Origin of the sequence: Sulfitobacter pacificus, from assembly GCF_030159975.1 — a bacterium.
Classification (GTDB): Bacteria; Pseudomonadota; Alphaproteobacteria; order Rhodobacterales; family Rhodobacteraceae; genus Sulfitobacter; species Sulfitobacter pacificus.
Window position 1 is genome coordinate 2503170 of the sequence record NZ_BSNL01000001.1, and the last position, 13723, is coordinate 2516892.

The window sequence follows — 13723 nt, forward strand, 5'->3', positions numbered from 1 at the left end:
GTCACCCGCCTGTCATCGGCGGAAAAAACGCAATCTCGCGCGCACCTTCCAGTGCTGCGTCAAAATCCGTCAACGTCTGATCCACCGCCACGCGCAGGGCGCTCAGATCAGAAAACGCCACCTGATAGCGCTCTTCGCGGGCTTTCAGCTCTTCCACCAATGCGCGCACTGTTGTTGCCTTGGTCTCAACCGTTTCGCGCGGCAGGCCAATACGCTCCCGCACCCAGGCAAAATACAGAATTTCCATCAACGTCCCTCTTTCAAATGCGGCATGGCTTTGATCAGGTAATCGACACCGGTGATCGCCGTCAGCGCCGCGGCCAGCCACAACAGCCAAAGACCGATGCGGCCCGACCATTCCATCCCCATCAACTTCCAGCCCAGCCCCAGCACATCCTCCTGCGAACCACTCAGGATGGCACCGACCATCTCATCATCCATCCCAAAGACCGACATCCCCAGATAATGTTCAAACACACCCTGACTGAACAAAACCGCAATCGCCGTCATCTGGAAGGTGGTCTTCCATTTGGCCAGACTGGTCACCTTCAACGTGCCCGAGACATCCCCCAGAAATTCGCGCAGCCCGGAAACAAAAACCTCGCGAAACAGGATCACCGTTGCGGGCAAGACCAACCAGGGTGACCAACTGGAAAATGCAATGATCACCATCAGGGCAATCACCACCATTGCCTTATCCGCAATCGGATCCAACATCGCGCCCAGCTTGGTTTCCTGCTTCCACGCGCGCGCCAGATAGCCATCAAACCAATCGGTTACCGCCGCCGAAACAAACAGCAGCAGGGCAAACCAATCCGCATAAGGGCGCGTGAAAAACAGAAACATCACTGCGACCATCGGGGCCGCAATCAAGCGCAACAGCGTCAGAATATTTGGCAGATTCCACTTCATACCCGCACCCTACAGCCCCTGCCGCCCATGTAAAAGCACCAACGCGTCTCCTCTTTTTGGCCTTAAGTACTGTCCGCACTCTCGCCCCTCGGTTCCGCCAGCTATGGCCACAAACCTATCCCCGTTCATGGAAATAGGCATAAATCGTCTCTGCCAATGTGTCTGACACCCCGGCCACCGCCTTTAGATCAGACAGATTTGCCCGCCCCACAGCCTTGGCAGAGCCGAAATGCGCCAGCAACGCCCGTTTGCGCCCCGGCCCGACACCCGGCACATCATCCAACGGTGTCTTGCTCACCGCCTTGGCGCGTTTTGCACGGTGGGTGCCAATGGCGAACCGATGCGCCTCATCCCGCATGCGTTGAACAAAATACAACACCGGATCATTATGACGCAGCGCCATAGGGCGTTTGCCGACCCGGTGAAACTCCTCCTTGCCTGCGTCACGGTCCACCCCCTTGGCGACGCCGACCATGGGAATATCTTCAACCCCGTATTCGCGCATGATCGACGCCACGGCAGAGACCTGCCCTGCCCCCCCGTCGATCAACAGCAGATCCGGCCAATGCCCCTCCTTGCGGTCGGGGTCCTCTTTCAACAACCGCTTAAATCGCCGCTGCAATACCTCTTTCATCATGCCAAAGTCGTCGCCGGGGGTCAGCGCGTCCCCACGAATGTTGAACTTACGGTATTGGTTCTTCAGCATGCCCTCCGGCCCGGCCACAACCATGGCCCCCACCGCGTTCGTGCCCTGAATATGCGAGTTGTCATATACTTCGATCCGCGCAGGCGATGCCGGCAGATCAAAAGCCTCCGCCAGCCCTTTCAGCAGTTTCGCCTGGGTTGCGGTCTCTGCCATCTTACGGGCCAGCGATTCACGGGCATTGCGCAGTGCGCCATCAACCAGTTCCGCTTTCTCCCCCCGTTGCGGCACCAGCAGTTCCACCTTGCGGCCCAACTTACCCGTCAGCGCATCCGCCATCAGATCTGGGTTTTCAATCTGGTTGCTCAGGATCAGTTGCGGCGGCGGATCACGCTGATCATAGAACTGACCGATAAAGGCTTCCAGCACCTCGGCCGCATCTACATCTGCACCAACGCGGGGGTAATAATCCTTGTTGCCCCAATTCTGATTGGCCCGAATGAAAAACACCTGAACACAGGCTTGTCCGTCCTGCATGTGCAACCCGATGACATCCGCCTCGGTCACCCCTTTTGGGTTAATCCCCTGCGCGGTCTGCACCTGAGTCAGCGCCTTGATCCGGTCCCGCAGCGCTGCTGCGCGTTCAAACTCCATCTCTTCGGAGGCCGCATTCATCTCGCTGGCCAGACGGGCCTGAATATCTGTGGTCTTGCCGCCCAGAAAACGCTGCGCATCATTGACCGTCTGACCGTACTCTTCCGGGCTGATCTTGCCCACACAAGGGGCAGAACAGCGTTTGATCTGATATTGCAAACAAGGGCGCGTGCGGCTTTCAAACATGGCATTGGAACAGTCACGCAGCAGGAAAACCCGTTGCAGTTGGTTCAGCGTCCGGTTCACAGCACCCGCACTGGCGAAGGGGCCATAATATGATCCTTTTTCCTTTTTGGCACCGCGGTGTTTCTTGATCTGCGGAAACGCGTGATCCGCCGTCACCAGAATATTGGGAAAGCTTTTGTCGTCCCGCAACAGCACGTTGTACTTCGGCTTTAGCTGCTTGATCAGGTTTTGTTCCAGCAGCAGTGCTTCGGTCTCTGTCTTTGTGGTCAAAAACATCATCGAAGCGGTATTCGCGATCATCCGCGCAATGCGGCCCGAATGCCCGGCAGGGCGTGCGTAGTTGCTGACCCGCGCCCGCAAATTACGTGCCTTACCCACATAAAGCACACGGCTTTCACCATCCAGCATCCGGTAAACACCGGGCGAGGCATCAAGAGTTTTGAGATAGCTCTGGATCACCGCGTGACCTTGAGGCTGTGTCTGGGTCTGATCCGTCATGGGCCGCCTGATTCTCTGTTCGTGCTGCACTATGCAGGTTTCGGTAACAAGGGTTAACCTGTCCACGAATCCTGTGGATAACTCTGCGGGTAAGTTTGGGTGGACATGAAATTATTGTTGTATTCAGCAGACTTCTTTGGATTGCCTAATTTTTAGGCAGTTATGTAACCGTCTGAAAAATATTAACAAATTATTAACACCTCGCCAACCCTCTGAAAACATGGGCTAATTGTAACAGTTATGTGTCCCGCTCGCCCGCCCGTGCAGAACTTTAGCGGCAACACCCTATTCTACCCCCACAATATCCGGTGTTTCCCAGCCAAGATGCTGCCCGCCATCAACGCAGAGTAGCTGCCCCGTCACCGCAGGCGCATCCAGAAAATAGCCCAGTGCAGCAGTGATATCAGCCGGGTTGGCCCCGCGTTCCAGCACTGTATTGGTCCGTTGATTGTTGAAATGCGTGTCCGATTGACGTGCGCCCTTCAGGGTAGGCCCCGGTCCAATGGCATTTACCCGGATCGCGGGCGCAAGGGCACGGGCGGTGGTCTGGGTCATCGCCCATAGCCCCATCTTCGCCAAAGTATAGGTCATGAATTCCGGCGTCAGCTTGCGCACCCGTTGATCCACCATATTGATGATCAACCCGCTGGCCTGAGGCTCTCCTGTGGCATCAGCTTCTGCCGGCAGCCCTTGGGCCGCCATCATCTGCGTCAGTACAAATGGCGCACGCAGATTGCTGCCCATATGCCGGTCCCAACTGTCGCGGGTGGCGCTTGCAACGGTATCATATTCAAAGATCGACGCATTATTCACCAGACAGGTGAGCGGACCGCCCAGTGCCGCAGCAGCCTGTTCAAACAGATCGGTTGCAGCCTCATCTTCCAGAAGGTCAGCCTGCAAGGCCACTGCGTTGCGGCCCAGTGCTGTGATCTCTTCTACAACCTGATCTGCACCGGCGCTGCTGCTGGCATAATGCACAGCCACATCAAAACCGCGTTCCGCCAGATAGAAGGCCATCGCTGCGCCAAGGCGGTGCCCCGCTCCTGTAACAAGTGCCCGCCGCATATCAGCTTTCTCCTCAGACCAGAACGACAACCAGATAAACGGCGTAGAGGGCGCTCAAGATGATACCCCACGTCCGTGTGATGTCCTTTTTGAGAAACACAAAGGGGATCAGCAACAGGGATGCCCCCAGCATGACCCAAAGGTCAAACTGCAAGAACTCTGGATCAACCCTGATCGGGCCCACAAGACTGGCAATGCCGATGATCGCCAGAAGATTGAACATATTCGACCCGATGACACTGCCCAACACGACATCCGCCTGCCGCCGCAACGCCGCCATGACCGTTGTCGCAAGCTCCGGCAGTGAGGTACCGATAGCCACCAATGTCAGACCGATGACCGTATCACTGACGCCATAGGCCTGCGCGATAATCGTGGCATTATCCACCAACAGCCCTGCCCCCAGCGGCAGGCCCACAAGGCCAAGAACCAGAAATACAGCAATCTGCCAACTTGGCATACTGGGATCTGCGCCTTCGGGTTCTTCCAAACCCTCCGCCTCGCATCGGCGATGCGCGCTCGCGTCGCGCATCTGGTCAAACAACACATAGGCCAAAGCCCCCAAGAGCACCAAACCGGCAAGCCAGTCAAACACCCCCCGGAACGCCAGCCCGATAAACAGCACGCTTGCCGCAATCATGAAATTATAGCTTTTGCTGGTGTCACATTGCGAGGTGTGCATGGTCGCCAGAAGTGCAGGAATGCCCAGCACCAACAGGATGTTCGCCGTGTTCGACCCGACCACATTGCCCAATGCAAGCCCCGGCGCCCCATCCAGTACAGCCTTGATCGAGATCAGCAATTCAGGTGCCGAGGTGCCGAATGCCACAATCGTCAAGCTGACGATCAGCGCTGGTATCCCCAAGCGCAACGCAAGGTTCACCGCACCTTTAACCAGCGCATCCCCCGCCAACAGCAGGATCACCAGACCCAGTCCAGACAAGATCCACGGCATCAACATCAGCTTTTACCCCCACAGGCGCAGGGCCCTTTGCCAATGCGAAAACGCCCGCAGGCCCCGCATTTTGTTTGTTTCAAACGATTTGATCCCAGCCAGTGCATTTTGCCAAACCAAGCCAAAACACCCATAAACACCAGAAACAAAAGAACTATCTTGGCAACCATTGGTTAGAGACCAAACCGCGCATAGGCTGCACGTTCCTCGATACTCAATACCGCCTCTTGCACCATCTGCGTTGAAAAGCGCGAAAGAAGACCGCGTTTGACAGAATAGCTGCGCAACCTGACCTTCTTGCCAAAACGTTCTTTCATCACCGGCAACAGATGGCCAATGCCATCAATCAACCCCAGCTCAAGCGCACGACGGGCCAGCCAGATCTCGCCCGTGAACAGATCCTGATCTTCCGGCAATTTGCCTTTTCGCCGCGCCGTGATGTGCTCTTTGAAGTTCACATGGACATCTTCAAGCAGCGTCTTGAGCCGCGCTACATCTTCCGGGGCTGCGGGGCGGAACGGGTCCAGCATGCTTTTGGACTCGCCAGCCGTATAGATCCGCCGCTCAATCCCGTGGGTTTTGATAAACTCATCAAGACCAAAGGAGGCAGAGATTACCCCGACTGACCCGACAACCGAAGAACTGTCCGCATAAATCTCATCTGCCGCAGCGGCCAACCAATAGCCACCCGATCCGGCCACATCCTCGACAAAGGCGATAACCGGAATGTTCTTTTCCTCAGCCAGTCGACGAATGCGCGCCCCGATCAGCGAGGATTGCACCGGGCTGCCGCCCGGTGAATTCACTTCCAAAGCCACCGCAACGGGTTTTCCCTTGGAAAAAGCTTTTTCAATAATCGGTCGCAGCGTGACGTCATTCAACGTCCCGGGTCCCTGCCCGCCAATCAACCCGGCAAGGCGGATCACAGCGACAGTCGGATCAGATTTTACGAAAGGCAGCCAGTTTTTCATGTAACCTCATGTAGAACGCGCAGCATGTGCAAACAAGGACGCGGGCAGGATTAATCGCGGATGCGCCATCCGGTCCTGAATATCCACCAGATCACATAGAGGCAAATGCCGGTGAAGACACCGATGGCAAGCAGGCTGGTGACAATCGGCACATCCGCCGCCCCGTAAAACGCCCAACGAAAGCCAGAGATCAGATAGACCACCGGGTTAAACATCGAAATCGACTGCCAAACAGAAGGCAGCATCGAGATGGAATAGAACGATCCGCCCAGAAAAACCAAAGGTGTGACGATCAACAGCGGCACGATCTGAAGCTGTTCAAAATTCCCCGCCCAGATGCCAAGGATAAAGCCGAACAGTGAAAAGCTGATGGCGGTGAGGACAAGGAAGGTCAGCATTGCAATCGGATGTTCAATGCTGAAATCGACAAAAAAGAAGGCGGTGATCAGGATGATAACCCCGATGATCAGTGCCTTGGTCGCGGCGGCCCCCACATAGCCCAGCACAATTTCCAGAAAGCTGATCGGCGCGGCCAACAGTTCAGAAAATGTCCCGATGAATTTCGGGAAATAGATGCCGAAAGACGCGTTTGAAATCGACTGGGTGATGACCGTCAACATAATCAGCCCCGGCACGATAAAGGCCCCGTAACTTACCCCGTCAACCTCTTGAATGCGGCTGCCGATGGCCGCCCCGAAGACCACAAAATACAGCGAAGTCGAAATAACCGGCGCAAGAAAGCTTTGTGCAATCGTGCGGAAGAACCGATGCATTTCAAACAGGTAGATGGATATTACCGCTGTCCAGTTCATGCCGCATCCTCCGCGCCGGTCTTGGGGTCACCCTTATGGACAAGGTTCACAAATATCTCCTCAAGACTGGATTGGCGCGTCACCAGATCGCGCAGGGTCAGCCCCTCTTTGGCAACAGCGGCCAGCAGGGATGTGATGCCTGTCCGTTCGGCGCGTGTGTCATAGGTGTAGATCAACGCCCCGTCTTTCGATAGGCGCAGGTCGTCTGATTGCAAGGCCGGTGGGATCTCTGAAAGCGGAGCACTCAGCTGCACCTCCAGCTCCTTCTGGCCCATCCGGGCCATCAGCTTGTCCTTATCCTCAACCAGCATCAGCTCACCCTTGGCAATCACCCCGACACGGTCGGCAATGGCCTCGGCTTCTTCAATGTAATGGGTGGTCAGGATGATCGTCACACCCGCCGCCTTCAGCCCTGCAACAATTTCCCACATGTCCTTGCGAAGCTCCACGTCAACGCCAGCAGTGGGTTCATCCAGAAACAACACCCGCGGGTCATGTGACAGCGCCTTGGCAATCAAAACGCGCCGCTTCATGCCGCCCGAAAGCTCTCTGATCTGACTGTCTTTCTTGTCCCAGAGCGACAGCTGGCGCAGGACTTTCTCCATGGTGCCATCATCACCCGCTTTGCCAAACAACCCGCGTGAAAACCGCACTGTGTTGATCACCCGCTCAAAGGGTTCCAGATTGATCTCCTGCGGCACCAGCCCGATCATCGAGCGCGCTGCGCGATAATCATCCTTGATGTCATGCCCGCCAACCGCAACCGTCCCCGAACTGGCCGTGGTAATTCCGCAAACCGTTGAAATCAGAGTTGTTTTTCCAGCGCCATTCGGTCCGAGAAGCGCCAGAATTTCGCCTTCGCGAATGTCCAGTGTGACACCCTTGAGCGCCTCAAAACCACCCTTATAGGATTTCTTGAGGTCTTTGATCTCGACTATGTTCCGCATGCTGTCGTCCTTATTCCGGCCCACATCCTAGACCGGATGTTCAGGAGTAAACAGGTGCGTTTACTCTTTTGAGCGCCCAAACCAGCCTTTTTTCGCCGGGGCCTCTTCACCGGCGTCCGCCACATCATCCGCAGGGCCCTCCAGTGTGGATTGCAGGTTCTGGAAAAACTGGTCCGCCATCTTTTTGGCAAAACCGTCAATGATCCGGCTGCCCAATTGGGCAAGCTTGCCGCCCACCTTGGCCTCCACATCATAGGTCAGCTCTGTGCCGCCATCCTTGCCAACCAGCCGCACTTCCGCACCGCCCTTGGCAAAACCCGCAGCCCCCCCTTTGCCCGTACCGTCAATTTTCAACGAGGTGTCAGGCACCAGATCGGAAATGGTTACCTCCCCTTTGAAGGTTGCCTTCACTGGTCCAACTTTCTGAACCACAGTGGCGGTAAAACCTTCCTCCACCGAACCGGTAACCTCTTGCGCACCGGGCACGCAGTTTTTCAACATTTCAGGATCCAACAGCGCGGCATAGACCTGCGCGGGCGGGACAGCAATCTGGCGGGTGTCGGACATTTGCATGGGCGTGGCTCCTAAAATGCGGGTGGTCAGGCGATCTGGACCACAACCTTGCCCGTGGCTTCACGCCTGCGCAAGAGATCAAGCGCGTCATTTGCACGATCCAGCGGCAGAACGTTGCTGACATGGGGGCTTAGCTTGCCCGCAACATACCAGTCAAACAGGGTTTTGAAACTGTCGGTCAAGACCGAGGGGCGCAGCTTGGCATAGGCACCCCAATAGAGCCCGATCACGGTCAGGTTCTTGACCAGCAGGATATTTGCAGGGATTTGCGGCACCTCACCACTAGCAAAGCCAAGCGGCAGCAGCCGCGCCTCTGGATTGCAGGCCCGCATCGCGGCTTTGAACTGGTCCCCGCCAACCGGGTCATAAACCACATCAGCGCCGCCCAACTCCTTGACGATGGCGCGAATATCATCGGTTTCACAATCAATCAGGTGGTCCGCGCCGGCGGCCTTGCACACCTGCAGCTTTTCAGCGCCGCGCGCGCAGGCGATGACCTCCGCGCCCATCAGCTTGCCCAATTCCACTGCCGTCAGCCCCACACCACCGGAGGCCCCCAGCACCAACAGGCTTTCGCCCGCCTTCAGCCCTGCCCGATAGTCCAGCGCCACATGGCTGGTGCCATAGGCGATCAAAAAGGCGGCCGCGTCGACCGACGGCATTTCATCCGGGATCGGCACGCAAATTTCGGCAGGTATCGCGGCATATTCAGCCAATCCGCCAATCCCGGCGTAGGCAGCCACCCGCTGCCCCTTGGCAAGGTCTGTGACATCAGCACCCACCTCGGTCACCGTACCGGCCAGTTCCATGCCGATGGTGAACGGCAGGGGCGGTTTCTCCTGATAGGTGCCCTTGATCATCAGAGTATCGCCAAAATTCATCCCGCAGGCATCAATCCTGACCAGCACCTCACCCGCCCTTGGCCTTGGCATGTCGATTTCCTGCATCGAAAGCGGTTGGTCATAAGCGGTGACTTGCATGGCGCGCATGGGTTTGGTCCTTGTCTGATCTCACCCCTGAAAATGCTCAGAGCACGCCGCGAATGACAAGCCATGCGCGGGACAATTTTACCCGACCTTGGTCGGGAAGCGCACATCCACCCGCAACCCCGGCGCATTGTTCTGCAACGACAACTGCGCCCCGTGCAGCCCGGCCACCGCCTGAACAAGGCTTAAGCCAAGGCCATGGCCCGGCGTCTGACGACTGCGGTCCAAACGATAAAGCCGCTGCAGGACCTTACCGCGTTCATCTGCCGGAATGCCCGGACCAGTGTCAGCAACCTGCAAGACCACCGCCCCCTCCTGTCCCCGCAGGGACACGGTGATCTCTGTGCCGCTGGGCGTATGGCGCAGGGCATTTTCAATCAGGTTCGACACCATCTGCCCCAGCAAGGCCCGGTCTCCTTGCAGCGACAGCGGTTCAGCCACCAGATCAAGGGAAAGGTCGTGGCCGCTGGCCACGGCGCTATCCTCAAATAACTCAACAACCTTGCGACAAACCTGCGTCAGATCCACCGTTTCAAACCGCGCTTTGGGAGAGCCCGCCTCGACCTGTGCCAGCTGTAACAGCGCGTGAAAAACATGGGTCATGCCGTCCACTTCACCCTGAACCTTGCCCGCCAGCACCGCCGATTCGGGATCATCGGCGACCCTGTCCGACAGATCCTGTACATATAATGCTACCCGTTGCAGCGGGGTACGAAGGTCATGGGCAATATCCGACGTGACATCCCGCAGCGCCCCCATCTGCGCCTCTTGCGCCGCAGCCATCTGATTCAGCTTCCCGCCGATCCGCACCAGATCATCCGACCAGCGCGGACCGATCTGCACCCTTGCGCCCAGATCACCACTGGTCATCTTATCCAATGCGGCCCCGACAACTTCAACATGACGTTTGGAGCGCCGCGCAAGGATTAGCCCCCCCGACAGGGCAATCAGCACCGTGGGCAGCAGGCTGATCAACAGAATATTCACAAACACCCCGCGCAGCGCGACAATCTCTGCGCGGCTGCGTGCGATGGTTATCACACCACCATAAAGCGGGTTGGTCAGGGACAGATATTCCCCCTCGAACTCTGCACGTTCAGGGTTCAGCGAAAAGATGTGAAACCCGCCCTCGTCCTGCGCAATCGCGCCATTGCCATATATGCGCCCATCGCGCGCGACATAGCTTAGGATCAACCGGCCCGGATCCGCAGCGCGGGATTCCGCCTCGACCAGCTGCGCCACCGCGCGTGCAGAGGGGGCCGCACGAAACCCGGCCAGATCCTGTTGCAGATCCGCGCGGATGGTCTCCTCAAACGAGGATTGGGTCACGGCGTAGCTGGCCGCGAGGCTCAACAAGCTGACCGTCGCAAACAATGCCACCAGCAAGATTGCCAGCCGTAGGGGCATCGACCGCCAGATATGGCGCAATCGCGTCACGCCACGATCCTGTAGCCCGCACCGCGCACGGTCTCGATCAACTCCCGGCGGAACGGTTTGTCCACCTTGGCGCGCAACCGGCTGACATGGGTTTCAACCACGTTGGTGCCGGGATCAAACCCGATGTCCCAAACACTTTCCAAAAGCATCGTGCGGGTCTGCACCCGCCCCTTGCGGCGCATGAGGTGTTCAAGCAACGCGAATTCGCGCGGCAAAAGGTCAATTTCCACCTCCCCCCGTGTCACCTTGCGGGTGATCAGGTTCATCTCAAGGTCCGCCGCCTTCAGCACTGTTTCCGCCTCCAACGCCTGTGGCCTGCGGGCCAAGGCGGCAACACGCGCGGACAGTTCGCCAAAGGCAAAGGGTTTGGCCAGATAATCATCCGCCCCGGCCTGCAACCCCTCGATCCGGTCCTCAACCTCGCCCAGCGCGGTCAGCAACAGAACCGGTGTCAATGTCCCCGCCCCGCGCAGGGTTTTGAGCAGTGTCAAACCATCCACCTCGGGCAGCATCCGGTCCAGCACGATCACCTCATAGCCACCAGAGGTCGCGGCAATCAGCCCATCCCTGCCGTTCGCCACAAGGTCCACCACATGTCCCTCTTCACGCAACCCCCGCGCGATGTAGCTGCCTGTGGTGGCATCATCTTCAACAACCAATAGTTTCATTCGTGCCGTCCAACCCTTGTTCTGCGCCCTTTATATAGGCGCGGGCCGCCAGACGGCAGAGCGCCTTACAAATTTGTATAGGCCGCCCAATTTCTCTGTAAAGCTGGTGCCTCATATCAGCCTCATCAACGATAACAACGAGGCATTCCCATGCGATCCTTAGTGAAATTTTCCGCCCGTTCCACCACCGCAGCGCTGACTGCCGCATTGATTTCGGCCTCGGCCCTGACACTGCCCCCCGCACCCGCCTTTGCGGTGCCCGCCGGTGGCTACGCCGATCTGGTCGAAGCGGTATCCCCCGCCGTGGTGTTTATCGAAGTCACTGCCAAGGCGACCCCGGCACGGGGGGCGTTGCCCCAAAACCTGCCGCCGCAACTGCGCCGCCATTTTGAGGGGCTGACACCCGGTCCATCGCAACCGCAGCAGGGGCTTGGCTCTGGCTTTGTCATCTCGGCGGACGGGCAGATCGTCACCAACCACCACGTTGTCGACGGGGCCGAAACCGTGAAGGTCAAGCTGGCAGACGGGCGCAGTTTTGAAGCAGAGGTGGTCGGCAGCGACCCGCTGACCGATATTGCCGTGCTGAAGGTTACCGCAGATGTGGACCTGCCAACGGTGGCTTTTGGCACCTCAAAAGACCTGCGTGTCGGGGATGAGGTTGTTGCCGTCGGCAACCCCTTCGGATTGGGGGGCACCGTCACCTCCGGTATCATTTCCGCCCTGTCGCGCGACATCCGTTCCGGCCCGTTTGACGATTTCATCCAGACGGATGCAGCGATCAACCGGGGCAACTCCGGTGGGCCATTGTTTGACAATGCCGGCAATGTGATTGGCGTGAACACCGCCATCATTTCACCGGGGGGCGGTTCTGTCGGGATCGGCTTTGCCGTGCCTTCGGATCTGGTGCAGACGGTTGTTGCTGATCTGGCGGACGACGGGTTGATCGCCCGTGGCTGGCTGGGCGTGAACATCCGCCCGATGACCGAAGAGGTCGCCGCCGTGCTGGGGTATGACGCCCCAAAAGGCGCGGTGATCGAGGCGGTCAGCAAGGACAGCCCCGCAGAAACCGCCGGTCTGAAGAAAGGTGACATCATCACCGCATTTGCAGGCACCCCCGTTAACGAGCTGCGCGACCTGACCCGCGCCGTGGCCACAACCACACCGGAGGAAACCACCGAAATCACCGTGCTGCGACGCGGTAAACCGGTCACGCTGGAGGTTACTGTCGGCACACTGGCCCCGGAAGAAACCTGATTTCAAACCCCTTTTGCGCCGCATCTTCCGGATGTGGCGCAAAGGCAATCCTTGCCACAAATCGGCGCACATGATCAGAATTCAGGATCAACCAAGGCGCAAATGAATAATTGACATGATCATAATCGGGGCGCAGTCACTTGCTGACGCAGCGCAAAAGGCCCCCGATGATCAGTCACCATTTTACTCTGAAACAACTTGAAGCATTGGTCTGGGTTGCGGATCTGGGCAGCTTTCGCAAAGCCGCCCATCATCTGAACACCACGCAACCAAATATCTCTGCGCGGATTGCCGGGATTGAGACCACCCTTGGCCTGCCCTTGATGCTGCGCGATGCTGGGTCCGTGCGCATGACCCCGCGCGGCAGTGAGGTATTGGCACAGGCGCGGATCATTTTGCAGGAAGCCACCCGGATGATCGAAATCGCCGGACGGCCCGATTTGGTCGACGACCGTCTGCGCCTAGGGGTGACCGAATTGGTGGCGGCCACATGGCTGCGCCCTTTGATCGTGCGTCTGAAAGAGGTCTACCCCAATGTATCTGTTGAATTAACCGTTGATCTGTCGCGCAACCTTGATCGTGAACTTGTATCAAATACGCTTGACCTGGCACTTCAGACTGCCCCTTTTGGCACAGCGACCAGCGGCAATATTGATATCGGGAACTACGGCTATGTCTGGGTTGCAGCTCCCGCCCTTGCGCAGCAACTGGATGCCAATGATGTCACCCAAGCGGCGTTGATCAAACACCCCATCCTGACCCATACCCGCCATACCCAAGCCTATCTGGAAGTTGTGGAACATTTTGACACCAAATCCGCAGGGGCCATGCGCATTGTGCCCTCCAACAGCCTGTCCGCCGCGATGCATATGGCGATGGATGGCCTTGGCATCGCGGTGCTGCCCCGCGCCTTACTGGCACAGCATCTGTCAGAGGGCAGTTTAAGCGAAATCCCCCATAGCTGGCGGCCCAGCCCGCTGCGGGTTGCCGCGCGGTATCACGCGGAACGGGCAGCGACATTTGTACGGGACGCCGCAGAGATTGCAGCCTCTTGTGCAGCAGGCTTTGAGGGAATGCCTTTAGATCAAACCAAGTGATCACTGCGATAGAATATAATAATTTGCATCTATATAACCCCGCTTTCTATGCTCCGTGAAAATCG

Annotated in this window: 14 protein-coding genes; 2 read left to right on the forward strand and 12 right to left on the reverse strand. The window is 57.7% G+C overall.

Annotation, left to right across the window (positions count from 1 at the left end):
- Position 1 precedes the first annotated feature (1 nt).
- The 12 genes from moaD to QQL78_RS12675 form a co-directional block, all read right to left on the reverse strand.
- Positions 2 to 247: a molybdopterin converting factor subunit 1 gene (gene moaD, locus QQL78_RS12620; protein WP_284373933.1), complete on the reverse strand. Its 246-nt coding sequence runs from the start codon at positions 245 to 247 to the stop codon at positions 2 to 4.
- Positions 247 to 912 (reverse strand): CDP-diacylglycerol--glycerol-3-phosphate 3-phosphatidyltransferase, encoded by a 666-nt coding sequence (gene pgsA, locus QQL78_RS12625; RefSeq protein ID WP_284373935.1) that lies wholly within the window; start codon positions 910 to 912, stop codon positions 247 to 249. Before pgsA ends, moaD begins: the two co-directional genes overlap by 1 nt.
- Positions 913 to 1027: 115 nt before the next feature.
- Positions 1028 to 2893, reverse strand: a complete 1866-nt coding sequence (gene uvrC, locus QQL78_RS12630) for an excinuclease ABC subunit UvrC (protein WP_284373937.1) — start codon at positions 2891 to 2893, stop codon at positions 1028 to 1030.
- Between the two features lie 285 nt (positions 2894 to 3178).
- Positions 3179 to 3988, reverse strand: coding sequence for an SDR family oxidoreductase (locus tag QQL78_RS12635; RefSeq protein ID WP_284373939.1), 810 nt, complete (start codon positions 3986 to 3988; stop codon positions 3179 to 3181).
- The gene (locus QQL78_RS12640; RefSeq protein ID WP_284373941.1) at positions 3972 to 4913 is read right to left on the reverse strand and encodes a calcium/sodium antiporter; all 942 of its coding nucleotides are present in this window, start codon (positions 4911 to 4913) and stop codon (positions 3972 to 3974) included. The genes QQL78_RS12635 and QQL78_RS12640 overlap by 17 nt, the downstream gene beginning before the upstream one ends.
- 173 nt (positions 4914 to 5086) lie before the next feature.
- Positions 5087 to 5884 (reverse strand): S49 family peptidase, encoded by a 798-nt coding sequence (locus tag QQL78_RS12645; protein WP_284373943.1) that lies wholly within the window; start codon positions 5882 to 5884, stop codon positions 5087 to 5089.
- A 50-nt stretch (positions 5885 to 5934) separates the two neighbouring features.
- Positions 5935 to 6696 (reverse strand): ABC transporter permease, encoded by a 762-nt coding sequence (locus QQL78_RS12650; protein WP_284373946.1) that lies wholly within the window; start codon positions 6694 to 6696, stop codon positions 5935 to 5937.
- On the reverse strand, positions 6693 to 7643 hold the full coding sequence (locus tag QQL78_RS12655) for an ABC transporter ATP-binding protein (protein WP_284373947.1): 951 nt from the start codon (positions 7641 to 7643) through the stop codon (positions 6693 to 6695). Before QQL78_RS12655 ends, QQL78_RS12650 begins: the two co-directional genes overlap by 4 nt.
- A gap of 60 nt (positions 7644 to 7703) precedes the next feature.
- Positions 7704 to 8216, reverse strand: a complete 513-nt coding sequence (locus QQL78_RS12660; protein WP_284373949.1) for an SRPBCC family protein — start codon at positions 8214 to 8216, stop codon at positions 7704 to 7706.
- A 26-nt stretch (positions 8217 to 8242) separates the two neighbouring features.
- Positions 8243 to 9205 carry an NADPH:quinone oxidoreductase family protein gene (locus QQL78_RS12665; protein ID WP_284373952.1) on the reverse strand — a complete coding sequence of 321 codons (963 nt, stop codon included), beginning with the start codon at positions 9203 to 9205 and terminating at the stop codon, positions 8243 to 8245.
- A 78-nt stretch (positions 9206 to 9283) separates the two neighbouring features.
- The gene (locus QQL78_RS12670; protein ID WP_284373954.1) at positions 9284 to 10639 is read right to left on the reverse strand and encodes a sensor histidine kinase; all 1356 of its coding nucleotides are present in this window, start codon (positions 10637 to 10639) and stop codon (positions 9284 to 9286) included.
- Entirely contained in the window at positions 10636 to 11307 is a 672-nt protein-coding gene (locus tag QQL78_RS12675; RefSeq protein WP_284373955.1) for a winged helix-turn-helix domain-containing protein, read from the reverse strand. The genes QQL78_RS12670 and QQL78_RS12675 overlap by 4 nt, the downstream gene beginning before the upstream one ends.
- 150 nt (positions 11308 to 11457) lie before the next feature.
- Between QQL78_RS12675 and QQL78_RS12680 the strand changes: the two genes are divergently transcribed.
- Both QQL78_RS12680 and QQL78_RS12685 read left to right on the forward strand, forming a co-directional pair.
- Positions 11458 to 12561, forward strand: coding sequence for a trypsin-like peptidase domain-containing protein (locus tag QQL78_RS12680; RefSeq protein WP_284373957.1), 1104 nt, complete (start codon positions 11458 to 11460; stop codon positions 12559 to 12561).
- 167 nt (positions 12562 to 12728) lie between these two features.
- Entirely contained in the window at positions 12729 to 13658 is a 930-nt protein-coding gene (locus tag QQL78_RS12685) for a LysR family transcriptional regulator (RefSeq protein WP_284373959.1), read from the forward strand.
- Positions 13659 to 13723: the final 65 nt, after the last annotated feature.

What these genes read in the sequence shown, in the direction of transcription:
- moaD (WP_284373933.1), bottom strand. Translation starts at nt 247, where the DNA reads ATGGAAATTCTGTATTTTGCCTGGGTGCGGGAGCGTATTGGCCTGCCG.
- pgsA (WP_284373935.1), bottom strand. Translation starts at nt 912, where the DNA reads ATGAAGTGGAATCTGCCAAATATTCTGACGCTGTTGCGCTTGATTGCG.
- uvrC (WP_284373937.1), bottom strand. Translation starts at nt 2,893, where the DNA reads ATGACGGATCAGACCCAGACACAGCCTCAAGGTCACGCGGTGATCCAG.
- QQL78_RS12640 (WP_284373941.1), bottom strand. Translation starts at nt 4,913, where the DNA reads ATGCCGTGGATCTTGTCTGGACTGGGTCTGGTGATCCTGCTGTTGGCG.
- QQL78_RS12645 (WP_284373943.1), bottom strand. Translation starts at nt 5,884, where the DNA reads ATGAAAAACTGGCTGCCTTTCGTAAAATCTGATCCGACTGTCGCTGTG.
- QQL78_RS12650 (WP_284373946.1), bottom strand. Translation starts at nt 6,696, where the DNA reads ATGAACTGGACAGCGGTAATATCCATCTACCTGTTTGAAATGCATCGG.
- QQL78_RS12655 (WP_284373947.1), bottom strand. Translation starts at nt 7,643, where the DNA reads ATGCGGAACATAGTCGAGATCAAAGACCTCAAGAAATCCTATAAGGGT.
- QQL78_RS12660 (WP_284373949.1), bottom strand. Translation starts at nt 8,216, where the DNA reads ATGCAAATGTCCGACACCCGCCAGATTGCTGTCCCGCCCGCGCAGGTC.
- QQL78_RS12665 (WP_284373952.1), bottom strand. Translation starts at nt 9,205, where the DNA reads ATGCGCGCCATGCAAGTCACCGCTTATGACCAACCGCTTTCGATGCAG.
- QQL78_RS12675 (WP_284373955.1), bottom strand. Translation starts at nt 11,307, where the DNA reads ATGAAACTATTGGTTGTTGAAGATGATGCCACCACAGGCAGCTACATC.
- QQL78_RS12680 (WP_284373957.1), top strand. Translation starts at nt 11,458, where the DNA reads ATGCGATCCTTAGTGAAATTTTCCGCCCGTTCCACCACCGCAGCGCTG.
- QQL78_RS12685 (WP_284373959.1), top strand. Translation starts at nt 12,729, where the DNA reads ATGATCAGTCACCATTTTACTCTGAAACAACTTGAAGCATTGGTCTGG.